The organism is Ruminococcus sp. MSJ-25, assembly GCF_018917825.1.
In the GTDB taxonomy this organism is placed as follows: Bacteria; Bacillota; Clostridia; order Oscillospirales; family Ruminococcaceae; genus Hominimerdicola; species Hominimerdicola aceti.
In genome coordinates this window covers 17,557-43,383 of sequence record NZ_JAHLPI010000001.1, presented here as the reverse complement: position 1 = coordinate 43,383, position 25,827 = coordinate 17,557, and the positions used below count along the sequence as shown (strand labels likewise).

The 25,827-nt window shown below is 38.0% G+C and carries 31 protein-coding genes, 1 tRNA gene and 2 pseudogenes; 30 read left to right on the top strand and 4 right to left on the bottom strand.

The window, feature by feature from the left end; all coding sequences use genetic code 11:
* Positions 1-53: 53 nt before the first annotated feature.
* On the bottom strand, positions 54-677 hold the full coding sequence (locus KQH97_RS00275; RefSeq protein WP_216552015.1) for a response regulator transcription factor: 624 nt from the start codon (positions 675-677) through the stop codon (positions 54-56).
* 1 nt (position 678) lies between these two features.
* Complete coding sequence (locus tag KQH97_RS00270; protein ID WP_253286322.1) at positions 679-1,764, bottom strand: sensor histidine kinase; 1,086 nt, start codon at positions 1,762-1,764, stop codon at positions 679-681.
* Positions 1,765-1,929: 165 nt separating this feature from the next.
* Here KQH97_RS00270 and KQH97_RS00265 point away from each other — a divergent pair, with 165 nt between their 5' ends.
* The 6 genes from KQH97_RS00265 (at position 1,930) to KQH97_RS00240 (ending at position 7,962) form a co-directional block, all read left to right on the top strand.
* Entirely contained in the window at positions 1,930-3,894 is a 1,965-nt protein-coding gene (locus tag KQH97_RS00265; protein ID WP_216552013.1) for an NAD(+) synthase, read from the top strand.
* Positions 3,895-4,020: 126 nt separating this feature from the next.
* Entirely contained in the window at positions 4,021-5,340 is a 1,320-nt protein-coding gene (locus tag KQH97_RS00260) for a glutamine synthetase family protein (protein WP_117856709.1), read from the top strand.
* Between the two features lie 33 nt (positions 5,341-5,373).
* Positions 5,374-5,946 carry an ANTAR domain-containing response regulator gene (locus KQH97_RS00255; protein WP_022288387.1) on the top strand — a complete coding sequence of 191 codons (573 nt, stop codon included), beginning with the start codon at positions 5,374-5,376 and terminating at the stop codon, positions 5,944-5,946.
* Positions 5,947-6,046: 100 nt separating this feature from the next.
* On the top strand, positions 6,047-6,910 hold the full coding sequence (gene fba, locus KQH97_RS00250) for a class II fructose-1,6-bisphosphate aldolase (protein ID WP_038671333.1): 864 nt from the start codon (positions 6,047-6,049) through the stop codon (positions 6,908-6,910).
* Between the two features lie 131 nt (positions 6,911-7,041).
* On the top strand, positions 7,042-7,572 hold the full coding sequence (locus KQH97_RS00245; RefSeq protein WP_038671335.1) for a QueT transporter family protein: 531 nt from the start codon (positions 7,042-7,044) through the stop codon (positions 7,570-7,572).
* 303 nt (positions 7,573-7,875) lie between these two features.
* Positions 7,876-7,962: transfer RNA gene (locus tag KQH97_RS00240), tRNA-Leu, on the top strand.
* A 195-nt stretch (positions 7,963-8,157) separates the two neighbouring features.
* Here KQH97_RS00240 and KQH97_RS00235 read toward each other — a convergent pair.
* Together KQH97_RS00235 and KQH97_RS00230 are read right to left on the bottom strand one after the other, a co-directional pair.
* Positions 8,158-9,750, bottom strand: a complete 1,593-nt coding sequence (locus KQH97_RS00235; RefSeq protein ID WP_117928158.1) for a recombinase family protein — start codon at positions 9,748-9,750, stop codon at positions 8,158-8,160.
* 108 nt (positions 9,751-9,858) lie between these two features.
* Positions 9,859-10,041: a hypothetical protein gene (locus tag KQH97_RS00230; RefSeq protein WP_022286812.1), complete on the bottom strand. Its 183-nt coding sequence runs from the start codon at positions 10,039-10,041 to the stop codon at positions 9,859-9,861.
* A gap of 1,316 nt (positions 10,042-11,357) precedes the next feature.
* Between KQH97_RS00230 and KQH97_RS00225 the strand changes: the two genes are divergently transcribed.
* The 24 genes and pseudogenes from KQH97_RS00225 (at position 11,358) to KQH97_RS08560 (ending at position 25,823) form a co-directional block, all read left to right on the top strand.
* Positions 11,358-11,651, top strand: coding sequence for an RNA polymerase sigma factor (locus KQH97_RS00225; RefSeq protein ID WP_216552011.1), 294 nt, complete (start codon positions 11,358-11,360; stop codon positions 11,649-11,651).
* Positions 11,635-11,889, top strand: coding sequence for an RNA polymerase sigma factor (locus KQH97_RS00220; protein WP_178183696.1), 255 nt, complete (start codon positions 11,635-11,637; stop codon positions 11,887-11,889). Before KQH97_RS00225 ends, KQH97_RS00220 begins: the two co-directional genes overlap by 17 nt.
* Complete coding sequence (locus KQH97_RS00215; RefSeq protein ID WP_178183698.1) at positions 11,882-12,559, top strand: DUF4367 domain-containing protein; 678 nt, start codon at positions 11,882-11,884, stop codon at positions 12,557-12,559. The genes KQH97_RS00220 and KQH97_RS00215 overlap by 8 nt, the downstream gene beginning before the upstream one ends.
* Positions 12,560-12,833: 274 nt before the next feature.
* The gene (locus KQH97_RS00210) at positions 12,834-13,073 is read left to right on the top strand and encodes a hypothetical protein (RefSeq protein WP_216552009.1); all 240 of its coding nucleotides are present in this window, start codon (positions 12,834-12,836) and stop codon (positions 13,071-13,073) included.
* A gap of 163 nt (positions 13,074-13,236) precedes the next feature.
* A complete protein-coding gene (locus KQH97_RS00205; RefSeq protein ID WP_216552008.1) occupies positions 13,237-13,668 on the top strand; it encodes a hypothetical protein in 432 nt (143 codons plus the stop codon).
* 20 nt (positions 13,669-13,688) lie between these two features.
* Positions 13,689-14,891 (top strand): ABC transporter permease, encoded by a 1,203-nt coding sequence (locus KQH97_RS00200; RefSeq protein ID WP_118124897.1) that lies wholly within the window; start codon positions 13,689-13,691, stop codon positions 14,889-14,891.
* Positions 14,892-14,896: 5 nt separating this feature from the next.
* Positions 14,897-16,105 carry a hypothetical protein gene (locus KQH97_RS00195; RefSeq protein WP_216552007.1) on the top strand — a complete coding sequence of 403 codons (1,209 nt, stop codon included), beginning with the start codon at positions 14,897-14,899 and terminating at the stop codon, positions 16,103-16,105.
* Complete coding sequence (locus KQH97_RS00190) at positions 16,102-16,767, top strand: ABC transporter ATP-binding protein (protein ID WP_216552006.1); 666 nt, start codon at positions 16,102-16,104, stop codon at positions 16,765-16,767. Before KQH97_RS00195 ends, KQH97_RS00190 begins: the two co-directional genes overlap by 4 nt.
* Before the next feature lie 287 nt (positions 16,768-17,054).
* Positions 17,055-17,216, top strand: a complete 162-nt coding sequence (locus KQH97_RS00185) for a hypothetical protein (RefSeq protein WP_181979667.1) — start codon at positions 17,055-17,057, stop codon at positions 17,214-17,216.
* Complete coding sequence (locus KQH97_RS00180; RefSeq protein ID WP_216552005.1) at positions 17,200-17,466, top strand: tyrosine-type recombinase/integrase; 267 nt, start codon at positions 17,200-17,202, stop codon at positions 17,464-17,466. Before KQH97_RS00185 ends, KQH97_RS00180 begins: the two co-directional genes overlap by 17 nt.
* A 202-nt stretch (positions 17,467-17,668) precedes the next feature.
* A complete protein-coding gene (locus KQH97_RS00175; protein ID WP_181982743.1) occupies positions 17,669-18,394 on the top strand; it encodes a LytTR family DNA-binding domain-containing protein in 726 nt (241 codons plus the stop codon).
* A gap of 1 nt (position 18,395) precedes the next feature.
* Entirely contained in the window at positions 18,396-19,640 is a 1,245-nt protein-coding gene (locus KQH97_RS00170; RefSeq protein WP_216552004.1) for a sensor histidine kinase, read from the top strand.
* Positions 19,641-19,764: 124 nt separating this feature from the next.
* Positions 19,765-19,920 (top strand): cyclic lactone autoinducer peptide, encoded by a 156-nt coding sequence (locus KQH97_RS00165; protein ID WP_216552003.1) that lies wholly within the window; start codon positions 19,765-19,767, stop codon positions 19,918-19,920.
* Positions 19,920-20,183 carry an accessory gene regulator B family protein gene (locus tag KQH97_RS08790; RefSeq protein WP_216552001.1) on the top strand — a complete coding sequence of 88 codons (264 nt, stop codon included), beginning with the start codon at positions 19,920-19,922 and terminating at the stop codon, positions 20,181-20,183. The genes KQH97_RS00165 and KQH97_RS08790 overlap by 1 nt, the downstream gene beginning before the upstream one ends.
* A gap of 237 nt (positions 20,184-20,420) precedes the next feature.
* On the top strand, positions 20,421-20,627 hold the full coding sequence (locus KQH97_RS08785; RefSeq protein WP_216551999.1) for an HNH endonuclease: 207 nt from the start codon (positions 20,421-20,423) through the stop codon (positions 20,625-20,627).
* Positions 20,628-20,639: 12 nt separating this feature from the next.
* Positions 20,640-21,104 carry an SMI1/KNR4 family protein gene (locus KQH97_RS00150; protein ID WP_117893104.1) on the top strand — a complete coding sequence of 155 codons (465 nt, stop codon included), beginning with the start codon at positions 20,640-20,642 and terminating at the stop codon, positions 21,102-21,104.
* 19 nt (positions 21,105-21,123) lie between these two features.
* Complete coding sequence (locus KQH97_RS00145) at positions 21,124-21,657, top strand: T6SS immunity protein Tdi1 domain-containing protein (RefSeq protein WP_117898093.1); 534 nt, start codon at positions 21,124-21,126, stop codon at positions 21,655-21,657.
* Between the two features lie 304 nt (positions 21,658-21,961).
* On the top strand, positions 21,962-22,324 hold the full coding sequence (locus KQH97_RS00140; protein ID WP_216551997.1) for a hypothetical protein: 363 nt from the start codon (positions 21,962-21,964) through the stop codon (positions 22,322-22,324).
* A 12-nt stretch (positions 22,325-22,336) separates the two neighbouring features.
* Positions 22,337-22,789: pseudogene (locus KQH97_RS00135) on the top strand (polymorphic toxin-type HINT domain-containing protein); the annotation flags it as partial.
* Positions 22,790-22,964: 175 nt separating this feature from the next.
* Positions 22,965-23,432 carry a hypothetical protein gene (locus KQH97_RS00130; RefSeq protein ID WP_117925367.1) on the top strand — a complete coding sequence of 156 codons (468 nt, stop codon included), beginning with the start codon at positions 22,965-22,967 and terminating at the stop codon, positions 23,430-23,432.
* A gap of 70 nt (positions 23,433-23,502) precedes the next feature.
* Positions 23,503-24,039: pseudogene (locus KQH97_RS00125) on the top strand (polymorphic toxin-type HINT domain-containing protein); the annotation flags it as partial.
* 5 nt (positions 24,040-24,044) lie between these two features.
* Complete coding sequence (locus KQH97_RS00120; protein ID WP_216551995.1) at positions 24,045-24,506, top strand: hypothetical protein; 462 nt, start codon at positions 24,045-24,047, stop codon at positions 24,504-24,506.
* Between the two features lie 214 nt (positions 24,507-24,720).
* Positions 24,721-25,263, top strand: a complete 543-nt coding sequence (locus KQH97_RS00115) for a hypothetical protein (protein ID WP_216551993.1) — start codon at positions 24,721-24,723, stop codon at positions 25,261-25,263.
* A gap of 50 nt (positions 25,264-25,313) precedes the next feature.
* Positions 25,314-25,823: a hypothetical protein gene (locus KQH97_RS08560; RefSeq protein ID WP_253286321.1), complete on the top strand. Its 510-nt coding sequence runs from the start codon at positions 25,314-25,316 to the stop codon at positions 25,821-25,823.
* Positions 25,824-25,827 lie beyond the last annotated feature (4 nt).

Below are 25,827 nucleotides of genomic sequence, written 5' to 3'. Positions count from 1 at the left end.
AAAAAGAGGAGCGGTCATGCCGTCTCCTCTTTACTTTTTATGAAATTGTAGTGCTATTGTATGTTGGTGTAGTAGAAAATAGCAAGCTGTGTGCGGTCACGGAGGGAGAGCTTTTCTAGGATAGTGCTGATGTAATTTCGCACTGTGCCCTCACTGAGATAAAGCAGTGAGGCTATTTCCTTGTTGCTAAGCCCTTTTGCCACCTGTTCGATTATCTCCTGTTCTTTTTCGACTATGCCGTAGTGGTCAAAATCAAAACTGCTGTGATTGGTAAGAAGCTCAGGAAGCTTGCTTGCAACATCTGAGCCGAAAACTGTCTGCCCATTCATAACGGTTTCAAGGGCAGGGCATATGCTTTCAAAATCCTGCTTTAAAATATATCCCTTTGCTCCCATAAGCACAGCCTTTATTATGTATTCATCATCAGAAAATGTGGTAAGATAAAGTATCCTTGCGTCATGGTACCCAGCAAGGATCTTTTCGCCGGCTTCAATACCGCTCATGCCGTTCATGCGGATATCCATAAGCAGAACATCAGGCTTGAGAAGAGAATAAAGCTCTATGGCTTCCTCACCGCAGCTTCCCATGGCAAGAACGTTCACACTGCCTGTGCTTTCAAGAATGGTTTTCAGCGACACCGCCACAAGCTTGTCATCATCTATTATAACAATGTTCATGTCAAGACCTCCGTTCAGTCAGGTTTTGTTTCGGCACAGACAGAAAAATGCGGAATCCATTGCTGCCCGATGTGATGTTTATGTTTCCATTTAAAGAAGCCGCACGCTCACGCATATTGGCAAGTCCCATGCCGCTTTCGTCTATCTTTTCGGGACAGCTTCCGTTGTCTGCGATACTAAGCTGATAAAGAGCAGGGTGTTCACGAATGATTATTTTTATGCTGTCGCCGTCGCTGTGCTTTGCAGTATTGGAAAGTGCTTCTTTTATAACGCCAATAAAGCAAAGCTTCACATCTCGTGACATTCTTTCGGAAAAGTCATAATCACAGCTTACTGCAAATCTGTCTTTCAGAGGTCTTATGCAGTCTTCAACAGCAGGCTTTAGTGCGATAGAATCGTCATGAAGATCATGAACGCTGCTTCGTATGCTCGTCATGGCGGTGTTCAGCGTGCCGCTCAGGTCGTTGATGGCTTCACCGACAGTTTCATCTTTGTTTATGACCGAAAGCGCACCAAGCTGTAAAATAGACCTTGTGAGCATATGCCCCACGTTATCATGTATCTCCCTTGCAATGCGGTTACGCTCTTTCAGCGTGGCAAGATATATCTCGTAGTCTTGATTTCTCTGCATGGCTTTGTTTTTCTCTACAAGCTGGGTGGTAAGTTCTTTTGAATTGTCACGAGTATTTATGAGCATCTTTGTCAGCTTTTCGTTCAGAACGCTGCGGCTTGAAATTGTGAAGCTTACCAAAAAAAGAGCGACAAGCGGGAAGAGGTCGTTTCCCAGAGTGAATATATTTGCAAGTACACCTATGAATGTTAAGATCATAGCAGGGTAAAATTTTGTACAGAAAGCATCATAAAGCACCAAAGGGGCGAATATCAAAGCTTCTTTGCTGAAAATGCAAAGTGAGCTGTACGCAATAACTGAAAGGTATGCAACGGCAGAGCTTGGTTTTATTTGAAAGATAGCGGAGCATATGACAGCCAACAGCAATGTGGTGATGTTTGACGGATCTGTTTCCTCTGCAAGCATGAATGCACAGCAGCTAAGGCCTAAAAGAAACTTATCCCACAGCTTGTTCATATGGCGTTCCCCCTTTGATGTGATATCTCAATTTTAACACATTAGTGGCGGATTGTCTAGTATCGTTCTAAAATAGTTTTGCTATACTGTAAAAATCATTGACTTATACCTATAAAAAATGGTATAATGATAACAATGATAATTTCTTGTAAGGAGCATATTTTTATGAAAGACGGTTTTATAAAGGTCGCCGCCTGCACCCCTGAGATACAGGTGGCAGACGTTGACTTCAATGTGGATAAAATAATCAGTCAGCTTGAAAAGTGCAGGGAAGAGGGCGTAAAGGTCGCTGTGTTCCCTGAACTTTGCATAACAGGTTATACCTGTCAGGACTTGTTCTTTCAGAACGCTTTGCTTGACAAGGCAATGGAGGGCGTTGTAAAGATAGCAAAGACTACTGCTGACAGCGATATGCTTGTGGCTGTGGGCGTGCCTGTGAGAGCAAACGGCAAGCTTTATAACTGTGCGGCTGTGATGCAAGACGGAGAGGTGCGTGCCTTTGTACCTAAAACGCATCTGCCGAACTATAACGAATTTTATGAGGCAAGACATTTTGCACCATACAGAGGCGAATGTGCTGCCATTGATCTGAGAGAGTACGGACAGCTTGAATTTATACCGCCTATGGAACAGACCGTTTTCGTATGTGAAGAGATACCTGAGCTTGTGGTGGGCTTTGAACTTTGCGAGGACTTGTGGGTGGCTGACCCTGTTTCAAATTATCTTGCTAAGGCTGGGGCTACCCTTATATGCAATCTGTCTGCAAGCGATGAAGTTATCGGCAAGGACTCATACCGCAGACAGCTTGTTTCAAACCAATCTGCAAGGCTTGTGGCAGGGTATATCTATTGTTCTGCAGGTGACGGCGAGTCAACGCAGGATATGGTCTTTTCAGGTCACAATATCATTGCGGAAAACGGCTCTATACTTGCGGAGAGCAGGCTTTTTGAAAACGGCATTACCATATCGGAAATAGATTTTAAAAAGCTTGCCTTTGAACGTAGAAAAATTTCCACCTATCCTGCAAGCGCAGAGTGGGACTATTCTTCCAAAGACAGCGGTTTCTTGGATATGGAAAACATTTCTCGTGAGAGATTTTCCCTCGAAATTGGCGAAACAGCTTTGACAAGAAAATTTGCAAAAACGCCTTTTATCCCGTCAAATCAGGCGGAGAGAAACGAGCGCTGTCACCTTATTTTGCAAATGCAATCCCATGGTCTTATGAAGCGTATCGCACACACACATTCCAAAACTGTGGTCATTGGCATTTCAGGGGGACTTGATTCTACGCTTGCACTGCTTGTGTGCGTAATGGCAATGGACTTGCTGAAACGTCATCATACTGATATCGTTGCGGTGACGATGCCATGCTTTGGCACAACAAAGCGCACACGCTCCAATGCGGAGATACTTTGCGACGCTTTGGGGGTAACGTTCAGAGAGGTAGATATCTCAAAAGCAGTTTTACAGCACTTTGAAGATATCGGTCACGATTATAACGATCACAGCGTTGTGTTTGAGAATGGTCAGGCGAGAGAGCGCACAAAGGTGCTTATGAATATCGCAAATCAGGTGAGCGGAATGGTGGTCGGCACAGGCGACCTGAGCGAGCTTGCTCTCGGCTGGGCGACCTACAACGGCGACCATATGTCCATGTACGGTGTGAACGCTTCTATCCCTAAAACGCTGGTAAGACATATCGTTCAGTATTACGGCGACACCTGCACATCTGATACTCTGAGAGATGTGCTGTACGATATTTTGGACACTCCTGTTTCTCCTGAGCTTCTTCCTACCGACGAGAGTGGAACTGAGATGACACAGAAAACAGAAGACCTTGTCGGTCCATATGAGCTTCATGACTTCTTCCTTTACTATGGCATACGCTGGGGCTTTGAGCCGTCAAAGGTGAAAAGGCTTGCGAAATATGCCTTTGAGGGGGATTATCCTGACGAGGTCATAGACAAGTGGCTCAAAACATTCTATCGCAGATTTTTCTCACAGCAGTTCAAGCGTTCCTGCCTGCCTGACGGCGCAAAGATCGGTTCTGTTACCCTGTCACCGAGAGGAGATTGGAGAATGCCGTCTGACGCTGTGGCTAAGCTTTGGCTGGAGGATATCGACAAATAACGCAAGGTAAAAATAAAGTAACAAAATCTTTATAACTGCTCGGTTTTACAGAATTGGCTGTTCAGATATAATTATAAGTAAGGAACGGAAAACTTTTCTGAACAGTATCATTACGGAGGATTTATTATGAAATACACAGAGAAAGAGGTTTTGCAGTTCGTTGAAGAAAACGACGTAAAGTTCGTAAAGCTCATGTTCTGCGATATATTCGGTTCGCTAAAGACTATCTCTGTTATAGCAGGCGAGCTGCCGAAAATATTCAGAGAGGGACTTATCTTTGACGCTTCAAAGCTCGGTGGCTTTTTGAATGTGACTGCTTCAGACCTTAGACTTTTCCCTGACCCTGATACGCTGGCGCTTCTTCCATGGCGACCGCAGCACGGCAGGGTAGTAAGATTTTTCTGCCACCTGAAATATCCTGACGGAACGGCTTTCGAGGGGGATGGCAGGTTTTTCCTCAAAACTGCTATCGCATATGCGAAGGGTAAGGGATATAACTTCCAGATAGGTACTTCATGCGAGTTTTACTGCTTTGAAAAGGACGATACTGATATGCCTACAAAGCGTCCTCACGATTATGCAGGCTATTGTGACGCTGCACCTGTTGACAGGGGAGAAAACCTCAGACGTGATATTTGCCTGACACTTGAGCAAATGGATATTTTCCCAGAAAGCTCAAGACATGAAACCGGTCCGGGTCAGAACGAGATAGATTTTCAGTATTCAAACGCACTGAAAGCCGCCGATAATCTTGTGACATTCAAGAACGTTGTAAAATCTGTGGCTGACAGAAATGGGCTTTACGCAACGTTCATGCCAAAGCCTATCGTTGACAACTGCGGATCTGGTCTGCATATAATGCTCATGTGCATGAAAGGCACGGAAAATGTTTTCAAACCTCAGCTTGGCGGACTTTCCAAAGAGGCTGAGCGCATGATAGCAGGAATACTGAAAAACGTTGGCGATATGACGCTGTTTCTAAACACCACTACAAATTCATACAAACGTTTTGGCAGTCTGCTTGCACCTAAGTACATTTCATGGTCACATGAAAATTATGCACAGCTTCTTCGTGCACCGCTTGCTGATACAGATGAAAATGGTATAATACTCCGTTCAGCAGACAATACCTGTAATCCTTACTTTGCTATGGGTTTGCTTATTTATGCCTGCATAGACGGCGTTATAAATAAGGAAGAACTTCCAAAACCTTTTAATTTCAATATAGGCTCGGCAGACGAAAGCGAGCTTGCAAAGCTTGAAACACTTCCGCAGTCTTTGAAAGAGGCAGTGGAACGTGCTGAAAAGAGCGAGTTTCTTGCGGATAGGCTTCCTGAGCATATGTTGGAGCGTTTTATCGCAATAGAAAAGGAGCTTATCATAGAATATGAGAGAGCTGCCGATAAGGAGCAGTTTGAAACAGCCAGATATTTTTATCATCTGTAATGTCAGAGAAAGCTAAAAAAAGGAGGTGGGGAAATGGACAGGATACTTGTGGCTTCAAGCAATGACAAGGCAACAGCTATGCTTGTGAGTCTGTTAAAAGAAACCTTTCCCACCTGCAAGACTTCTATAGCCGCAACGGGTCTTGAAACAAGGCGTGCGGTAGGGTCAGGCAGTTATGACTGTGTCGTGATAAACTGTCCATTGTCAGACGAATATGGCAACGAGCTTGCGGAGATAGTCTGCACCTCAACTGACGCAAGCTGTGTGGCTATCGCAAAGTCGGAAAATGCGGATATCCTTGCGGATAAACTGGAAGATTTCGGCGTAATGGTGATACCAAAGCCACTAGGCAGACAGTATTTTTACCGTTCAATGAAATTTGTCAGTGCCGCAAGAAAAAGAATGCTGGGCATAAGGTCTGAGAACCTGAAACTGCACAAAAAGCTTGAAGAGATAAGAACGATAAACAGAGCAAAGTGCTCACTTATGCAGTATCTTGGCTTTACAGAACAGCAGGCTCATAAATATCTTGAAAAGCAGGCTATGGATAAGAGATGCACAAAGATCGAGGTGGCTCAGAAGGTCATCGAGATGTACGAGGTTTAAATGTTACATAATTGTTAAATTAATGTCACACTATTGCAATTGGCGGAGTAATGTTGTATAATAATAAAGGAAAATTTAAAATAACGGAGGTCGTTAAAAAATGTTAGTTTCAGCTAAGGAAATGATGACAAAGGCACTTGCAGGCAAGTATGCTGTAGGTCAGTTCAATATTAACAACCTTGAGTGGACAAAGGCTATCCTTCTCACTGCTCAGGAACTGCAGTCACCTGTAATTCTTGGTGTGTCTGAGGGCGCAGGCAAGTACATGACAGGCTTTAAGACAGTTGCCGCTATGGTTAAGGCAATGGACGAAGAGCTTGGTATCACAGTACCTGTTGCACTTCATCTTGACCACGGAACATATGAGGGCTGCTACAAGTGCGTAAAGGCTGGCTTCTCATCTATCATGTTCGACGGTTCACATTATCCATTTGATGAGAACCTTGCTAAGTCAACTGAACTCGTTCACGTTGCAGATCAGCTTGGTCTTTCAATTGAGTGTGAAGTTGGTTCTATCGGTGGCGAAGAGGACGGCGTTGTAGGTATGGGCGAGTGCGCAGATCCAGACGAGTGCAAGACTATTGCTGATCTCGGCGTTACAATGCTCGCTGCTGGTATCGGTAACATTCACGGTAAGTATCCAGCAAACTGGCCAGGTCTTTCATTCGAGACACTTGCTGCTATCAAGGAAAAGGTTGGCGATATGCCACTGGTACTTCACGGCGGTACAGGTATTCCTGACGATATGATCAAGAAGGCAATCTCACTTGGCGTTGCAAAGATCAACGTAAACACAGAGTGTCAGCTTTCATTCCAGGAAGCTACAAGAAAGTACATTGAAGAGGGCAAGGATCTTCAGGGCAAGGGCTTTGATCCAAGAAAACTTCTCAATCCTGGCTTCGAGGCTATCAAGGCTAAGGTCAAGGAGAAGATGGAACTCTTCGGTTCTGTTGGCAAGGCTTAATCAATAGCTAAATTAACGTAAATAAACGGGCTGTCGTTTCGGCGGCAGCCTTTTTATGTTATTTTATTTTCCAATTAAATAGAGTGTAACCTAGATCAACCACTCACAAATAAAAACAAGGAGATTTTTTTATGGAAATTTTCAGTGCACGTCGTTTAACAAACATGGGACTTATTGCAGCGATATACGTTGTGGCTACGATGCTTTGCAGCTCGCTTGCATACGGACAGGTACAGTTCCGCATATCTGAGGTTTTGATGCTACTTTGTTATTTCAACAAGGATTACATCATTTCGCTTTCTATAGGTTGTTTGATAGTCAATCTATTCAGTACGCTCGGAATGGTGGACGTAGTATTTGGAACGCTTGCAACAGTTGTGGCAGCGGTTCTTATCTATCTGCTGAGAAACAAGGTAAATCTTGTAGTTGCGTCGCTTTTCCCGGTGATATCAAATGCGGTGATAGTTGGCTTTGAACTGACATATGTCTTCAAGACGCCGCTTCTTGTGAACATGGGCTGGGTAGCCTTAGGCGAATTTGTATGCGTAACGATAGTTGGTGTTATACTTATCAAGGCGCTTATGAAGAACAAGTATTTCAGCAAGCTTGTGACTTTCGGCATGAGTGATCAGGCTCTTAGTGAGCAGTTTAAAAACGGGTGATGATTCCGATATAAAAATCAGCCTGACTTTTTAGTCAGGCTTTATTTTTTGGCGCTTTTATCGAAAAAACTGCGAAAAAGTATTGACAAAGTACGTGTAATATGATATAATATATATGTTGCATTGAGCAACGTTAAATATGCGGATGTGGCGGAATTGGCAGACGCGCTAGCTTCAGGCAGCGTAACGACAGTGAATTTATTTGCTTGGCTGCTTTTCGGTTCATCATAAATGTGGATTAGTGTGATAAGCACCCACCTCGGTTTTGGATTTGAGCCGAGTAAAAGTTTCAAATTTTTATATGCGGATGTGGCGGAATTGGCAGACGCGCTAGCTTCAGGTGCTAGTGATCGCAAGGTCATGTGGGTTCAAGTCCCGTCATCCGCACCATGAAAAGCTCGATTTTATCGGGCTTTTTTCTTTTGCTCCAGTAAAAATAAATGGGCAGACACGCTGGCTCTAAGAACAATTTTTAATTGATATTATGCTAAAACGCACTACCATAGCTAATGCGTCTGTCGGTTAATATATTCATATATGTAACGAACAAATCCGCAGGCGATACTGCGGATTTCGTTTTAATTTCTATGCACTTTCTAATTCTTCTGTTGGCTCAATAAACACGCTGACAGTTCCATTAAACTCTCCGTTCATCTCGAATCTGATATCAAGACTTTTATCTTCATTTTGATGAATGAAAATTCGCTTGACTAACATTCTTAGATTGATATCCGAAATCGTACCCTCGGACAGGATTTCATCAAGTATCTGTGTTGTGTTTTTAAGCTGTTCTTTTCTCTGTTTGCAGATTTTGTCATATTCCCTCAAGTCGGTTATCCGTTTTTCAATAGCGGATATTTCTTCTTCACGCTTAGTAATCATATTGTTGTAAACTTGTGCGTGTTCTCTGTCGCCGATTCGCTCTATAATCAAATCTTCGATCTGCTGTCGGAGTGATAATATCTTATCGTTGAGCTGCTGTATCTGACGTTCATACAGCGGCTTTTTCTTTACCCAATCCTTGACAATCTTGTTGTAGCGTTCGCTTTCGGCAAGTATCGTTTCACGAAGTCCTCGGACTTCATCTTCGATCAAAGCGTCAAGCTGATTTTCACGGACTGTGTGCGGAGTACAGTATTGCTTGCCGTAGCGGTGTGCGCTGTTGCAAGTGTATTCAACGTACTCTTTGCCTTTCCATTTTCTTGTGCGAGCTACAAAGCAAGCCCCGCAGTCGGAGCATTTTATTAATCCGGAATAGCGATGAAGATTCCTGCCATTTTGCGAACGTGGATTAATCTGTGAACGCTGTTCCAGTAAAAACTGTGCCTGTTTCCAAGTTGTTTCATCAATTATTGGTTCGCAGAAATTCTCATGGCGATACTGTTCTTCGGGCGGAATGAAAGTTTTGGTTTTGTATATTTTTGAAGTTACTGTCTTATGATTAACCATTGTGCCAATGTATAATTCATTTGTGAGAATGCGTTTGACTGCTGTTTGTACCCACAAGTATTTTTTAGAGATGTCGGGTTTCCAATCTGCTAGCTTTCTGCGCTGATAGTATTCTGGTGATTTTATTCCACGTTCGTTCATCTTCTTTGCGATTGTGGTCAAGCCGTAGCCGTCAACGTATAGCTTGAATACTTCCTGCACTATCCAAGCTGTTTCATCGTCTACCAAAACAGTATTTGTGTTTCGGTCACGCTTGTAACCGAGGGGTAAGGACTCTATCAGACCTTTTCCTTTCTGCTTTTGACGTACACCTGCTTTTACTTTTTTGCTGATGTCCTTAGCATAAAAATCGTTGAAGATCTGCTTGAATCCAATCATCAAATCGTCATTCTCGTTACTGGAATCAATGCCCTCAGTCACAGAATAGACCTTGACATTGTTCTGTCGCAAGTGATCTATGAACAGTTCCGTTTGAGTACGGTGTCTGCCAAGTCTTGATAGATCCTTGACCAGAACTACATCAATTTTACCTTCGTCAACAGCAATTTCAAGTTCTCCTAAGCCTTTTCTGTTAAACGTCATTCCTGAAACATTGTCATCAAAGCTCTCTCCGACGATTTCGTAACCATTCTGCTCAGCGTAATCAACTAAAATCTGTCGTTGATTTTGCAGACTGTTCATTTCCTCATCTTCGTCACGAGATAATCTGTAGTATAGCCACGCTCTCATTTTATCGACCTCCTTTAAATTCGGCAGGCACGCTATGGTGTGTCTGCGTTACCTATCTGAACTTCGTTCAGATTGACACTACCACAAGCCGACCTGAAAGTCCAGCGATTACGCTGTTTTATCAACAAGTTCTACCTTTTCAATAAAATCGGAGTCGGAGCATTTGGACATACTATCTGAATTCAAATAGTCGTTAATCATGGACTCCATGAAGGTATCAAATGTCTTTCCGTCGCCATTATAGATAACAGTGACTGAATTGATTTTCGGGATTTCTCTTTGTCTTGGCATATTTTTATCGCCCTCCTTACTGTCTTTTCAGTTTCTTTTTCTCTGATTTTTAAACTGATCATTTTTAATCATTCCTTTCTTAAAATTTCGTTTGACATCATCAACAACGCCCGCAATTATGCCGATTTCACGCAGTTTTTTGCACTTACGACCCCTCAATCATTCAAAGCTCAAATTTATGACCCCATAAAAATTATGCACAATCATTTTGCTGAAACTGCGTATTTTCGGCACTTTTGCGGCGAGCTTTGCTCGTCCGCTGTGAACGTTTAGGGGGCTGTGACCCCGAAACTTTAACTTGCAATGAAATATTTCACTTTGCTTTAACTGCTGCATATCCGGTATTTGTGCAGATTGACAACTGCCTTTTTATTATCAGAATTAAAACCTCTCCCACATATCGCCCACAGCGGCTCACAAATCGCTTGTTTGTGGTTTTGGTGAGTTTCTGCTAAACTTACCCGACTGATTTTTTTAGCCCACAAATCGCCCCACGTTCGCTGATTTGGGTTGACATTAAAACTTTTATTTGAATTTTACCGTCACACTCTGTAAATTAAGATTTTACAAGGCTTTTCAGACTTTTTGAATCAGCTTGTTGACAGTAACTTCGCTAGTGTTTTTACTGTCACTACTGTCACGCTCTGATAGCTTTTGCTTATCAATAAGTTTATACTCATAGCAGAGAAATGGAAAGCGACAGACAAGTAATTTAATACAATACCTCCATTTCATTACGCATTTGATGACTTTTCTTTTTGAATAGAGAGTATGCATACACCCTTTCTTTTGCTATATTAAAATTACTTAGTATGTTATATTAAAGGTATGGCTGTGTGAGACGGAGGATATCGCAGATCACTTCAATTGATCTTTTATTATTACCGGCAACAAATTTGAAAAAAGTACAGGATTTTTTTATTTTGGTTTTATAAATTTCATATGTTTGCACAAAATTGAAATTGATAATTTGTCGAGTTTCCCTATACTTGTATAGGGGAAGTAACTGACGACTTAACAACCTTATTTGAAAAATTTTTTTCAAGTTTGTATGATTACACAATAGCCAGAACTTTTATGACTTTTTGCTTTAGCATTTACACAAAGTTATGAGGTGGTAAAACGCCACCTCATAATTTTTATTTATGCGATAAGAATATATTTCCTTGTCTAAAATCTATTTGTTTGAGTTCTTGTACTGGCAAAAAAAGCATAATCATAAAAATGACGATAAGAATGTTGCAAATTGGTCTTAGATGTGATATACTCAATTTTGGAAAAATAAATGTTTTGACTTATTGATAGGAAGTGACAAAATGTTACCGATTTATATGGTATTAGTTGATGATGACGATGTATCAGATTTTGAGGTACTGTATAGAGAGTGTAGAAATAAAGCGTACATAATTGCTTATAAGATATTAAAAAACGAAAGTCTTGCGGAAGAATGTGTTTCAGAAGTCTTTCTTTCTGTTGCAAAGAATTTCAAAAAAGTTAACAATTTAACTTCTTACGAAAAGCAGAAATATGTTGTTATTAGTGTTAGGAACAAAGCTTTCAACATCCTTACGAAAGAAAAAAAATACATCGAATTTGCCATACGAAGATGATATTTATTTTAACGACGATAAATATTCGGAATTTGATAAGGATAAATGGTCTGATTTCATAAGGAAATTAAATAAAACTGATAGAGATATACTCTATCTTGTATGCGTCCAGGGAATGGACTATAAAGAAATTGCAGATTCGTTTGGTATCAGTTATGCAGCAGCCAAGCAGCGATATTGGACTGCTAAAAATAATCTTAAAAGAATAATTTTAAAGGAGGGGATGCTTGATGAATGAAAATTTGCAGTTTTTACAGGCATTAAAAGATGTATCTGATGAAGATTTTAATGAAGATATGAATTCGATCTCTTTAACGGGCGAACATGAATTCAGCGACAAATTCAATAGGAAAATGAAAAAGCTTATTGCAAGGCAAAAGAAGCAATATTTTAGATTTGTTAGTACAGCAGGCCGTAGAGCTGCATGCATTATATTAGCAGTGGTCGTGATATCTGCATCAGCGTTAAGTGTCGAAGCGGTTCGTAATGCAGTATATGATTTTATAATAAAAATCTTTTCGAATCACAGCGTTGTAACAACCGAAAGTGGAACGGACGACGGTTATCCGACTTCTATTGAAGAAAAATATTATATTTCAAAGTTGCCTGCCGGTTTTGAACAGACTCAATATGGTGAAACAGATAATAGTATTTCAGTTTTTTATTCAAATGGCAAAAAAGGAATTTTATTTGACCAGAATGTCAAAGGTGATCATAAGATATATATGGATAATGAGCGAACGGATTTTACGAAGATCGAAATCGATGGTCAGGAATATTTGCTTTTTGAATCTGATACTGATGTGACGTGCATTTGGGATAACGGCAGGTATATATTGTCAATTTCCAGCAATCTTGACAAAGAAATTGTTATAGATTTATGCAAGTCTACAAAGTTACAAAAATAGTCTTACTAATTTGATTTTTTATTGTTATATAGGGTAGAGAGGTCGATTTGATCTTTCTACTCTATTTTTTGTGAAAGGATAATAAAAGATGAAAAAATTATTAGCGTTACTTGTTTCTTCCATTATAGTGTGTGGAGGTGGCATATCTGTTTGCGCTGAACCTCAGTTAAGTACTCCTGTCGAAGGTGAATTTACAGAATACTATAAATACACTTCAAAAATTTATAACAGTATGACTATTTCAAATAAGACTGCTTCGTGCAAAAGTACGATAATGGGTTTTTCAGATAAGACAACTAAAGTGGTTGTTACACATACACTAGAGAAAAAGAGTGGAAAATGGTGGATAGATGTTACAAGCTGGTCTAAAACTTTCAACACATATACAGCAATATATTCCACGTCTAAATCATCGTTAAGCAGCGGTACATACCGCCTTAAAACAGTCGCAAAGGTCTATAATGGTTCTGATTATGAGACCATTACGATTTATAGTAGCACAGTGTCATGCTGAAAATACAATATAAGAAGAAAGGCTCGGTGATTCCAATGCAGAACTAAAATATTTAACAATATTGCACGATTCAATTTGTGCAGGCTTACGAAACTGTTTGAATACAAAGGATTTGCATTGATATTTTTTGGTATTAATGCTATAATTTAAAGGAGAAATTTTTATGAATATGAAAAAAACTATTACAATTGGTATAGCTTCTATTATTGCCTTCAGCACGATAGCGACGACTGCAATGGTATCAGTAGGGGCATTTGATCAAACGTATGAATCAAATTATAATTATACATACAATGGTAATTCATATGCAAAAATGGATTACTATGAAGCTGGCAATTTTGTTCAAACAAGGGCAACGAATAAGCAATCGCTGACAGAATATCCTAAAATCAGTGTTGATGTTTACTATTCTAACGGCGGATATTTGGATGGAGCATCTGAATATAAGACACTCAGTACAAAAGGATCGATCGGCATCAAGGGTTGTTCAAATTACAGAAGCTCAGGCGGAAACAATTATAAACATACTGTAATTGTGTATCGTGATTCCTCACGTACAAATAAAGTTGCCACAATCAGCAAAAACGTAGGATAAATCATGAAAGGTCGGGGCATATGTTTTTTATTCTTAAAAACATTGCACAGTTTATCAGACACAGCAAGGTTATCTTTGCTGTGTTTGTGGTCTGTGAGATCACAAGCTTGATGCTTATTATTTTTTCATTTGGGATATATCAGAATTATTCACAGCAGATAAAGGACATTGCTTCAGATGAGCCTATTGATGAAGAAAAGAATTGGATTAGCTTTGATTTTGAAAGCGACATTGATGAGGAAAATCCAATTTCAAATGAATCGGTTTTGACTTTTCTTAACGAGATGGGGTCAGCGCTTGGGAATAAAATAGGGTACATAGATTTTGACTGCGGCGGATATTACGTCTGCCTGTCATATAATGACGGCTGGGAAATGTATGATATTAAAAAAAATCTGAAAACTAACGGAAGGTGGTACAGTGGTAGCTCTTTCAGTAAAACAGATTATGACAAAGCTGCTAAGGTATGTATAGCCCCGATCGAATGTTACAAAGAGATAGACAGCGAGATCGGATATGACGACGACCTTTCTCCTGAAGATTACAGCTATCAGGCATATGATAAAGACGGCAAAATATTTGTCGATCTTCCTGAAGGAACCTTTGAAGTGATCGGATTCACCAAAACCTGGGGAGACAGATATTTTATACCGTATACGGTTTTTTCATCAGATGCCGAAGTTACGACTTTTCCGCAGGTGAAAATACAACAGATTCTGTATCAGAATGAATATAACAGCGCTGTTAACATTTTCAAAAAGTGCTTTGGTGACAGAATAAGCGATGAGGAAATTTCGGATATGCCGGTTTATGATGCCGAGGTGCTGAAAACCTTTCAGACAAAAATGACGATCTGCGTTGTTATTGCGATCATATCTTCTGTCAATATCACGGCATTGTTTAAATATGTGATTGATCTTAGACGAAAGACTATGGCTATATTCAGGATCAATGGGTGTTCTAAAAACAGGCTCAAAGGAATCATGGTCAGCGAGATGATGATATATAGTGCGATCAATATTCTGCTATGTATATCTTGTTTTAATTTTCTTATACTTCCCGGACTAGCCGGTATTTTGCCGTATGTCACTCTTGCATATTCAGTGAAAAACTATATTTTACTTGCAGCGATCTACATAGCTGTGACCTTCGTTTCTCAAAACATAATGATTTATTTCAGCATTTCGCGTTCGCCAGTGCAAATGCTGAAATCACGGAGGTGAAAACGGTGCGCGCATCATATATCAGATATGGTATCAAGGAATTTGAACGTAATATATTTTTTAATATTTTTATAATCCTACAAATTTCCGCAGCTTTGATACTGATAGTTTACTGTGTGTCCTCAATAAACTATATCTCAAAGTTTTATTCACCGATAAAGGAACATATAGACGGAGAAGGAATTTGCAGTATCGACATACCGAATTATCCTCTGCTTGAAGAGATAAGCGGTTTTGAATATGTTGACGAGGTTTACTCCTTCAATTCAGTTGGCGGACTTTATAACAATAGCAATGCCTTTTATAAAAATGACATCAGGTACGTTTATATCAACAGCTATGATGACAAATTCATCAATGATTACATACCAATCCTTGAAAAGGGTAAATGGTTAAGCGAATGTGACAGCGAAGACGGCATAATTAACGCAGTAATATCCTATAGTGATGAATATGAGGTCGGCGATGTGATAACTGTGGTTTTCGATCCGCAGTCAGATTGTGAGAAGGAATTAAATTTTAAAATAGTAGGAATGCTTTGCGATGGAGCTAAAGTTTTTAACGCCTATACATTGATGTCCGAAGTTTCAGACGCTTCATCTTTGTATCCAAATTATTATAGTGCGCAGCATAAAAATGAAATTCTCCTGCTTACTGAAAAAAATCAAAAGCTAGGCGGTTGTCCCGGAATGTCGCTTATTAAATTCAAAGAGGGTCGTAGCGATGAGGAATATGAAAATTTCACCACTCAGTTAGGCGCTGATTTTGATATAAAAGGGATAAAATTATCAAAAATAAACGAGACAAGCTTAAAACAGATAAACGAGCAAAGGGTGATGATATTACCGCTTATAATCGGCATAAGCATACTCATTTTTACAAGCATTTTGAGTATGAGTGCTATAAGTACAAACAGGCAGCTGAAAAATTACGGCATATACAGCATTTCCGGCGGAACAAGGGCAGGCTGTGTTTTAATACAGATGTGTAATGTATTATGCTGCTGTATCTTCTCATGTTTTCTTGCTTATTTGTTTTTCAATATTTTAAAGATCAGTGGAAAGCTTAACGGATCAATTGTTGCTTTTGGTACAAATGAGTTTTGTTCATGTGCAGCATGGCTGATAATTACAATTATAGTTTCATCGATTATGCCTATATTAATAATCGGGAAAAAGAAGATAAAAGATATGTTGCGGGAGATGGAATTATGATTAAGCTTAACAACATAACAAAGATATATAACCCTAAAAAGTCCAACGAATTTGAAGCATTGCATGGAATTTCTTGTGAGATTAATGACGGAGAGCTTGTGGCTGTTATTGGCAAATCCGGAGCAGGAAAATCTACACTTTTGCATATTCTTGCTTGCATTGACAATTATCAGGAAGGCGAATATACTATTGACGGAACTCTGGTAAAAAATCTTTCAGAAAAGCAATATGCAAAAATTCGTAATGAAAAAATAGGCATGGTAATGCAAGATTTTGCTCTTGTAGAAGATTTCACAGCTTTGGAAAATGTTATGATTCCACTCAATTTCTCAAAGCAGAAAATAAAAAATAAAAAAGAAAAGGCTCTTGCTGCATTAAAATCTGTTGGCATTGGAGAACTTGCGAAAAAGCCCTGCAATAAGCTTTCTGGCGGACAAAAGCAGAGAGTTGCAATCGCCCGTGCGATAGTCAACGAACCGAGCATGATACTCGCCGATGAACCAACAGGTGCGCTTGATACCAAAACCTCTGCGGAGATCATGGCACTGTTCAAATCATTGAATAAACAGGGACGTACAGTAGTGATAGTTACTCACGATCCCAAAATCGCCGAACAATGCGACAGGATTATTGAGATAAGTGACGGGAGAATAGTAAAGTAAAATAAAGGCGGATATCGGGCGCTATCTCGCACTGTCGTTACGCTACCCTCAGGTGCTAGTGATCGCAAGGTCATGTGGGTTCAAGTCCCGTCATCCGCACCATAACAGGACACCATTTTTGATACAATGCGTATCTTGATTGGTGTCCGTTTTCTTTATCCGAAAGTCCTTGTTTAATGGGATTTGTCAACACAATTTAACGAAAGCAGGCAATAAAGCTCGCAAAGGAGATTGGCACCAAGGCAGCAGATGAGCTGCACATCCCCAAAGGGACGCTGGGGACGTGGGTGCAAAAGGCGAGGATCGGGGAAATAGACACAGGTGCAGGCTCACGTACACCTGGAGAGTCACTTACTATCGCACAGCAGCTTCAGGCAGCAAACAAGCGGATCAAAGAGCTTTTAAAGAAAAACCGTGAGCTTGAAGAGCTTAATGAATTTCTGGAGTAAGCATCTGTTTTTTTCGCTGCGAACCGTCGGAAGTCAGGAAAGAAGAACGGTTAAAGTTCATTTCCAAAACGTTAATTTTCATTTACTGCGTCACACATACGCTACTGTTTGTATTGAGAATGGCTTTGATGCTAAAACTGTCAGCGAGTTGCTAGGTCATTCTAATGTTAATATTACACTTAACCGCTATGTTCACTCATCGCTTGATACAAAAAAGAAATATGTTGAAAAACTTAATTTTGTAGCTTAAAAGTTTTTAGCCGTCAGAAATATCTGATTGGTAGTAAATAATGCATGATTTTACGTTGCTTTTTTGCCTTTTTGCCTGTAGGTGCAGATTTTGCGAAAAAATTATATTTTGTTTTGTAAACTATTATACCAGAAAATTGATAAAATATGTATTGATTTTCTGAAAAATGTTTGGTATAATGGCGAATAAAGGCGGTGATCGTATGATCAGAGTTGCAATTTGTGATGATGATAAACATATGCAGGAAAGTTTATCAAAGTATTTGTTAGATTATTCAATACAATGTGACAGAGAAATTGATCATGCAGAATTTGATACTTGTGAGGAATTAATGGACGAGTATCTCAAGGGGAACTCGTTTGATGTTATATTGCTCGATATTGAATTTAAAAATAATGATGAAAAACAAATGAATGGTATTGAACTTGGGAAAAGACTGCGTGGACTGTATGCCAATGACAACACTGCTATCGTTTATGTGACATCTTATGGCGAGTATGCTATTGACTCCATTAAAATAAGGCCCTATGATTATATAAAAAAGCCAATTACCTATAGAAGAATAGTTGATTTTTTTGAAACTTATTATTTGGATCAAGCTAAGAGAAAAAAGGTGTTTGAATATACTGCACATAAAGTCAAAAACAGTATCATAGTATCTAATATTTGTTATTTTGAGAGTCAAGGCAGAACAATAGTGATCCATACTATTACGAATCAATATACCTTTTACGGAAAACTATCTAACCTGCTTGACAATGAAAGTCTAAGTGATTTTATCAGTATTCATAAATCGTATTTAGTAAATAAGAATTATATTGAAAGATTCACGTCACATTCAGTCGTCCTTATTGGCATAGACCGAGTGGAATTGCCGATAAGCCCTAATAAGAAAATGGAGGTCAGTGAACAGCTGTTGAAAGAATGATATGACTACTTTATTTTATTTGTTTTCAAATGTGTTTCACATATATGCCACTTATCAGTTTTCCAATGTGTTTTTACAAAAGAAAAAAGAGTCGGCAAAATCAGACATCGTCCTGTTTACACTTTATTACATTATAAATAGCTGTGCGTATTTACTGTTTGACAATCGGCTTATTACAATCCTGTCAAACATTATACCATTTATTCTTATATTTTTGTACTATAAAGTATCGTTATTTAAGTCTTTGTTGTCAGCATTTGTGTTATGTGTTTTTTCCATTGTAGTAGATACAGCGGTTGTTGCTATACAGTCTTTGCTCAATATAAACTCTGTTTTTTTTGATGAGGGATTTGTATCAAATATTGTGCTTCTAACACTTGTAAATATCATAGCTAAGAGCTATTTTAAATACAGCGATCAAATTGTAAAATTACCAATAATGTATTATATTACTGTGATATTTGTTCCGCTTGGCAGTATAATGGTTGGTTACTTTGTCGCAAAAGATCTCAATGTCGTATCGTTGATTTTAAGCGTTATCATATTATTGATGAACATAGTTATTCTTTACCTTTACGATAATTTGGTAAATATGTTTTCCCAACAATATGAAACTGACGTTATTGAGCAGCAAAACAAGGCATATCTTAATCAGTTGCATTTAATGCAGGAATCTCAGATGAAGATAAGATTTTTAAAGCATGATATGAAAAATCATATTATCAACATGCAAAGTTTGCTTAGTGCTGAGAAATACGATCAGCTTAAAGATTACCTTGCTGAAACCAATGATTATATTTATAGTAATAATGTTATTATCGACTCAGGGAATGAAACGATCGACAGTGTTCTGAATTACAAATTGGCACCGTTAGAGAACAACAGTATTGAGAAAAGCTATCATGTTGTTCTACCTGAGCAAATTCTTATTAGTTCATTTGATTTAAATATTGTTATTTGTAATCTGATAGATAATGCACTTGAAGCGTTAAGCCTTCTGGGCGAGAACGATGAAAAGAAGATAACTATCGATATTGTTTATAAGCAGGGTTACATTAAAATATTAGTAGGAAATTCATTTGACGGAATCATACACAAGGATAAAAGGACAAGAAAAAATGATGAGATAAATCATGGAATAGGGTTAAAGAGTGTTCAAAATATTGCGGAAAAATATGGAGGACTTTTAAAAACTGATGTATCTGATAACTGGTTTGAAACATCAGTGATAATGTATGAAAAATAGAGGTAGCAATAAGTTACCTCTATTTTTTTTTACAAAAAAGACGTTCTTTTTGACATTTACGTTTTTTTTATTCTTATATTATGTATAATCAAGTCATAACTTGTTATGAAATGAATAAGATCATATGAAAAAAAATTTAATGAAACTCAGCACAAGAATGGGTAAGGTGTTTGTTGCATTGGCACTTTTGGTTACTGTATCAAACGTAAATTCTACATGCCTTTTCATCACTCACCAGCCTGAACTGCCTGCTGATTATAAGAAACTGCGTAAGTTCTAATGTTTAAGAAAACTGCCTGCAAAATAACGCAACGTCTATGTGAAAAAGGTATTATATCCGAAAGAGATTTCGATTTGTATGAATACGGATTTAATATGGGAATAACGGTTTTACTTAACCTTATCAGCACTATAGTTATCGGCGTTATTGCGGGCAAGGTGTTTGAAAGCATAGCTTTCTTAGTTTTTTATATACCACTGAGAAGCTATGCCGGAGGATACCACGCTAGCACCCCGAGGAGGTGCTATTTTATTTTCATTTGAGGATTTTCATACTTACTATGTTGGTATGAATAGAATTTGGGTCCATAATGAATGTAATTTGCCGACTAAAAGATCTAAAAATTTTGTAAAAAGAGTAAATCACAGGGATGGTAGTGTTTCAATAACAAAAAAATAGATAATAAAAATGTAACCGTAAAGTATACAAAGAATAAAGGCGGAAATTTATATCCTAGGTTCGAGAAATTTGCTCATCCAGAGTACCCTAATCCGATAAAAATGAAAGCAAAATTAACTGGTGTTTTTAGAAAAGATGTTAAAATCATTCGTAATGAAACTGGTATAAAATTACCAAAGGATTATACTTGGCATCATTTGGAAGATGGAAAAAGTGTGTTAATGGTTCCTTCCAAAATCCATTCACCAAGGTGTGGCGGATTTAATCATATGGGCGGAGCAACTAAAATAAGACACGGAATAATTTAAAGGAGGATAATTATGAAACTGGTCGAAGTTGGCGAAAAGCTAAGCAGCAAGGATATCAAGGAAATGGAGGGTGAACTGAATTTAAGCTTTCCAAAGGACTATAAGGACTTTTTGCTGAAAACAAACGGCGGAATGCCTGAGGATGAAGTGGAGTTCGATTTTATTGAGAACGGAACTTCCGACGAGGATGAGTTTGAGCAGGGCAGTGATATACACTATTTCTATGATGACAACGAGATAATGGAGTCATACGAGAATTTGGTGGACGAGGAACTTATCCCCGATGAATATCTGCCGATAGCCTGTGATTCTTTTGATAATCAGATATTGCTGCGTTTGGGCAAAGGCGATAATTATGGTGCGATATATTTTGCAGACGCTGAAAGCGAAGAGAGCGAGGACTTAGGTTGGGTGCTGTCAAAGGTGGCAGACTCATTTACTGCGTTCTTGGGTATGTTAAGACCTGCGGAGGACTGATAAAAATGGAGGTAGTTATATGTTAAAAGATTACGTTAAATTCAGAGATATTGATGTGTCACGAATCGAACAGTATAAGGGCAGATTGCCTGAAGAATTGTTTGATTTTTGGAGAGAGTTTGGTTTGGGAACATTCTACAATGGTTACTTAAAAGCGATAGACCCGAACGAGTATATCGAACTTGTGCAGCAGTCATATTTTGACGGTGAAGTTACTATCCCGATATTTGCGACAGCATTTGGTGATATCATTACATGGGAAGATAACAAGTATATCGGGATACTCAAGTATAGATATCAAGATAGTGATATAATATCAACTGGATTTGAGGACTTTTTTGAGGAAGTTGAAGAGGGCGTCCTTGATGACGATTATTTCACTATCAAAAAGTATAACGCAGCAGTTAAGAAATATGGTGAACTGGAGTATGATGAGTGCTTTGGATATGTTCCGCTGCTTGCACTTGGCGGAAAAGAGTCTGTAAAAAACCTTAAAAAAGTCAAAATGCGTGAGCATATTGCACTTATAGCTGAACTGACAGACGGCATTTAAAACTATTTTACTTTAACAATATGGAGGTGATAAAATGCCCATAAACCAAGAAAAAGTTTCACAGCTTTTAGCGGCAAGGAGATATATAATAATCCTAAAACGGGGAAACAAGTAGTATATGATACAGATGGTAATTACTTTAGGATTGAAGACACAACTTTAACAGGAAAAAGAGTATACACTGATATTAATGGAAATCAAATCCCAAATAATAAATTTGTTAATTGAAAACAGATAGGTATTTCGAAATCTGAATATAATCAGTTGACACATTTTAATAATATTGATTAAGGTGATTGTTGAAATGAAACAAATGGCAGAAAGTAATAATTATCTTATACTAAATGAATATGAAAAAGTATTTCTCAAATTAAAAGCAACATCTCAATTAATTTTAATTGGTGAATTCTATGGCGATCCAGATGTTGCTTTGATTTCAGACGATGAGACATACTGTGCTGTTGGTGGAGAAGGTGTGATTATTTATTATTTAAGAGATCCATTTGAGGAATTTTCCACCGATCACAAATCATCAAATCAATGGAAAATTTGGGGAAGAGACACCGATGGAGAAACAATGTGGGTGAGCAAAATAGATCAAATTGATAGTAAACATATTCGAGTTGAATTAGAAGATTCTGAAACCATACTATTGTCTATTTTCTAACTTGCGTTTTGAACCTATATATGAGAAGATTCTAAGCTTATTCATTTGGTGATCAACGGCGAAGAGATCATAACGACTGAAACCCACCCGTTCTATGTAAAAAATCAAGGCTTTATCAAAGCAGGAGAACTAATAGTTGGTGATGAACTTCTTGATGTAAACGGAAATGTTCTTTTAGTTGAAAATTTTGACGTTGAGTTGACAGACAAACCTGTCAAGGTGTATAATTTTCAGGTAGAAGATTTTCATACATATCACGTTAGTGGTTTTAGCGTGTTGGTACATAATGCAAGTAATGAATATAAAACAAAGACTGTCCGTACCGCCAAGGAAGAAGAAAAAATTCCCATTGTTGATAAACCAGGCTCTCCTTCTTGGAAACAAGCAGTTAAAGAATTAAGATCTGCTAGAAAAAAGGAAACAATTATATTGCTTCAAATAGACAGCAAGCGGAACAACTTATAAATGAAGCAATGCCTGATTTGCCTAAAGCAGAAACATATGCAACAAATGCGCCAAAATCTAATTATCAAATTCACCCTATTGATAATGAATATAACATGCCACATATTTGTTATCATGATTGGGCAAAGGGAAAACATAATGGCTCTGCAGGACATATATTTTGGGAGGAATAGATATGGATATAAAAGAATTTAAATATGCTTGGAGATATACAAGCGAAAATTATGCGCTATTCTCTCCAAAGCAGCTATCAGAAATGAATGTTGTTAATGAAAACAAAGCAGTTGAAATTTGGAATAGTATATGCGATAATGAAATACTTCAAAAAAGTTCATATGTTCAAATGATGATTGATCATAAACTGACTGTTTTCATAGGTGACTGTGGTTGGGGCGATGAATCAATGGAGAGAGTAACTCAACAAAAATTAATGAGTTTATTCGAAAAAAGTATTTCAGACAAAGTAACATTGTTATATGATCATACTTCAGCAATAAGCATTACAGCATCTATTTTTTGTGAAAAATGGTCGGATTTTTGTTATCCTTCAGATGTGCTTCTTATTGTAAATAACAATATTGTTCTATTGTATTATGAAGATACATTATACGGACCTTTAGAATCCTTTGAAAATATAATATAATTACTATTTACAGAACATTTTTATCAACGATTTTGCAGGTACACCGATTTGAACTGTAAGTGTACTTGCTTCAACTGAAACGCACCCGTTCTATGTAAATAATCGTGGCTTTGTCAATGCAGGAGAACTAATAGTTGGTGATGAACTCCTTGATGTAAACGGAAATGTTCTTTTAGTTGAAAATTTTGACGTTGAGTTGACAGAAGAACCTGTTAAGGTTTATAATTTTGGGGTAGAAGATTTCCATACTTATCATGCTTGTACATTGGGCGTGTTGGTGCATAATGCAAATGATTATGTAAATCCTCGTACACAAAATACATCTGATCTGGATATTCAAAAAATCAAGGAAACTAAATATGATGGAACAATAAGAACTGGTGGAAGAAGTGGAGGTTCAAGACCTCTTGAAGGCCAGCCGAATACCTATGTGAATACAGAGAGTGGACATAAATTGGTTTATGGGGCGGATGGTAGATTAAATTTGGATATTTCTACAAAGAGAGTCAAAGCAAGAGTCTATGATATTGCTCCGAACGGACACTTATATCCACGTGATATGAAATTAATTGGTCCTGTTCCAAGAGAATTATTAGAAAATCGGTGATTAAAATGAAAATATATAAAAGCATAGTTGATGAGAGGATACTACATGATTTCTCTAAAATACAGGGAAGGTCTTTAATGAATCATGTTGCCAATTCATACAATATTGAAATGGCAATTGGATTTGCAAGTTTGTTTTGTCCAGAGATCATTGAAGTTGATGATTGTATATTTATTTCTGAGTTCTATAATGGAAATATCATGGGATTAAGGAAACTTTATAAAAATACTAAAGATATTGAGATGTTCGTCAATAGTTGGTCATTGCAAAGTTTAGTCAAAGAATGTGACGTTATAAATAGTTCAGGTGACTATATTGAGGAGTTTGCAAAGGCAATTCAGTATTTTTGGCAACTCAGAGTTAATTCGCTTTTCCCAAGCAGAGATATCGTAGTAGAAATTGGCGAAGAAATTATGGGCGAGGAAGGACTGACAGTTACGTTATATCAAAAAGGTCAGCCTAAGTGATGCAAAAAAATATTACAGTAAGACGTCTAATTAAAATATTTCACACCTACCGTGTTGACTTCTTTTGTGTGCTGGTACATAATTTTGGTAGAAAATATTCTCCTGCTAAGGACTTTAAGGGGGGTAGATTTTGATTTTAATAATACAAAACCTGCTGATACATCGGGTCAACACGATTTAATAGTAAAGTAATGATATAACGAGGTAATATTTTATGCAAAATGATATAAAAAAAGCGATGGAAGATATATACATAAACGGAAATACAGAATTATTTACTTCAAAGTGCAGAAAAAAAGTTGATTTTCTTGATGAACTAATGGAAAAATTAAAAAACAAATCGGAAAGTATTGAGAGATTTGTTGATTTAAATGAGCCTTCTTCGGAGATTAGAATTGTTGTAAATAGGTGTTCTTTTTCAGAAGGTGAAATTGAATATGTTTCTCTGCTGCAAATAAACAAGATAGTTAAGTATTTCTACCTTCAAGATGAATTTTCTATTGCCAATCCTGATACTGACGGAATGGATTCATATCTTGCTGGATTCAGAAATGAGCCGTATAGTAAAAAGCAATTTGATGTTGATGAAATGATTTGCAATTATCTCAAGGAAAAAGGATATTCAAGATTATATATTAATGATATGGACGAAGTATATCCAGGTATAAAAAAGTTTAAAGGCAGAGAAGAAACTAACCAAATGACTGTGGGGAATGCTTTGTTTATGGATATGTGGGAATTATGTAACAGTGATTAGATATTAGTTACGCAGATAACTCAAAGTTTCCAACGGTGTATAATTTTCAGGTGGAGGATTTCCATACTTATCATGTTTGTACATTGGGCGTGTTGGTGCATAATGCGGGAAAGAATTACGCTTCCTTAGAACCAGATAAGTATACTGAACTTACACAATCGGAAGTAAAGGATATATTAAAAGAACGAGGATTAGATGAGCGAGCAGCTCAGAATCTTATAGATTCGTTTGATGGACCTATTTATAAAAGAGAAGGTTTCGAAGGGGAAACATTTACGATTACGGAATCAAATGCCGGAGAAGCATCTGGAGTATTTGTTACAAGAGAATCTGCAGGTGTAACTCCTACAGAAAGAATTAATAACTTGGTACTGCCGCCGAATAATACTGCGATGGCTGAAAGCACAGTGCAACTAACAAGATCGCAGATTTTGCTTGAGGGAAAGGTAGCTGCACAACCTGATTGGACAGTTATTGCTGATGATGGTATACCGAGGAGCGGTGGCGGTTGGCAAGTTGTTACTGACGGTGGAAAATACAATGGTGCGATTGAGAGGTAAATCT

Bases quoted from the DNA above. Each gene is read 5' to 3' on its own strand.
- KQH97_RS00275 (WP_216552015.1), bottom strand. From the start codon at position 677: ATGAACATTGTTATAATAGATGATGACAAGCTTGTGGCGGTGTCGCTG.
- KQH97_RS00270 (WP_253286322.1), bottom strand. From the start codon at position 1,764: ATGAACAAGCTGTGGGATAAGTTTCTTTTAGGCCTTAGCTGCTGTGCA.
- KQH97_RS00265 (WP_216552013.1), top strand. From the start codon at position 1,930: ATGAAAGACGGTTTTATAAAGGTCGCCGCCTGCACCCCTGAGATACAG.
- KQH97_RS00260 (WP_117856709.1), top strand. From the start codon at position 4,021: ATGAAATACACAGAGAAAGAGGTTTTGCAGTTCGTTGAAGAAAACGAC.
- KQH97_RS00255 (WP_022288387.1), top strand. From the start codon at position 5,374: ATGGACAGGATACTTGTGGCTTCAAGCAATGACAAGGCAACAGCTATG.
- fba (WP_038671333.1), top strand. From the start codon at position 6,047: ATGTTAGTTTCAGCTAAGGAAATGATGACAAAGGCACTTGCAGGCAAG.
- KQH97_RS00245 (WP_038671335.1), top strand. From the start codon at position 7,042: ATGGAAATTTTCAGTGCACGTCGTTTAACAAACATGGGACTTATTGCA.
- KQH97_RS00235 (WP_117928158.1), bottom strand. From the start codon at position 9,750: ATGAGAGCGTGGCTATACTACAGATTATCTCGTGACGAAGATGAGGAA.
- KQH97_RS00230 (WP_022286812.1), bottom strand. From the start codon at position 10,041: ATGCCAAGACAAAGAGAAATCCCGAAAATCAATTCAGTCACTGTTATC.
- KQH97_RS00225 (WP_216552011.1), top strand. From the start codon at position 11,358: ATGTTACCGATTTATATGGTATTAGTTGATGATGACGATGTATCAGAT.
- KQH97_RS00215 (WP_178183698.1), top strand. From the start codon at position 11,882: ATGAATGAAAATTTGCAGTTTTTACAGGCATTAAAAGATGTATCTGAT.
- KQH97_RS00210 (WP_216552009.1), top strand. From the start codon at position 12,834: ATGGGTTTTTCAGATAAGACAACTAAAGTGGTTGTTACACATACACTA.
- KQH97_RS00205 (WP_216552008.1), top strand. From the start codon at position 13,237: ATGAATATGAAAAAAACTATTACAATTGGTATAGCTTCTATTATTGCC.
- KQH97_RS00200 (WP_118124897.1), top strand. From the start codon at position 13,689: ATGTTTTTTATTCTTAAAAACATTGCACAGTTTATCAGACACAGCAAG.
- KQH97_RS00190 (WP_216552006.1), top strand. From the start codon at position 16,102: ATGATTAAGCTTAACAACATAACAAAGATATATAACCCTAAAAAGTCC.
- KQH97_RS00180 (WP_216552005.1), top strand. From the start codon at position 17,200: ATGAATTTCTGGAGTAAGCATCTGTTTTTTTCGCTGCGAACCGTCGGA.
- KQH97_RS00175 (WP_181982743.1), top strand. From the start codon at position 17,669: ATGATCAGAGTTGCAATTTGTGATGATGATAAACATATGCAGGAAAGT.
- KQH97_RS00170 (WP_216552004.1), top strand. From the start codon at position 18,396: ATGACTACTTTATTTTATTTGTTTTCAAATGTGTTTCACATATATGCC.
- KQH97_RS00165 (WP_216552003.1), top strand. From the start codon at position 19,765: ATGAAAAAAAATTTAATGAAACTCAGCACAAGAATGGGTAAGGTGTTT.
- KQH97_RS08790 (WP_216552001.1), top strand. From the start codon at position 19,920: ATGTTTAAGAAAACTGCCTGCAAAATAACGCAACGTCTATGTGAAAAA.
- KQH97_RS08785 (WP_216551999.1), top strand. From the start codon at position 20,421: ATGAAAGCAAAATTAACTGGTGTTTTTAGAAAAGATGTTAAAATCATT.
- KQH97_RS00150 (WP_117893104.1), top strand. From the start codon at position 20,640: ATGAAACTGGTCGAAGTTGGCGAAAAGCTAAGCAGCAAGGATATCAAG.
- KQH97_RS00145 (WP_117898093.1), top strand. From the start codon at position 21,124: ATGTTAAAAGATTACGTTAAATTCAGAGATATTGATGTGTCACGAATC.
- KQH97_RS00140 (WP_216551997.1), top strand. From the start codon at position 21,962: ATGAAACAAATGGCAGAAAGTAATAATTATCTTATACTAAATGAATAT.
- KQH97_RS00130 (WP_117925367.1), top strand. From the start codon at position 22,965: ATGGATATAAAAGAATTTAAATATGCTTGGAGATATACAAGCGAAAAT.
- KQH97_RS00120 (WP_216551995.1), top strand. From the start codon at position 24,045: ATGAAAATATATAAAAGCATAGTTGATGAGAGGATACTACATGATTTC.
- KQH97_RS00115 (WP_216551993.1), top strand. From the start codon at position 24,721: ATGCAAAATGATATAAAAAAAGCGATGGAAGATATATACATAAACGGA.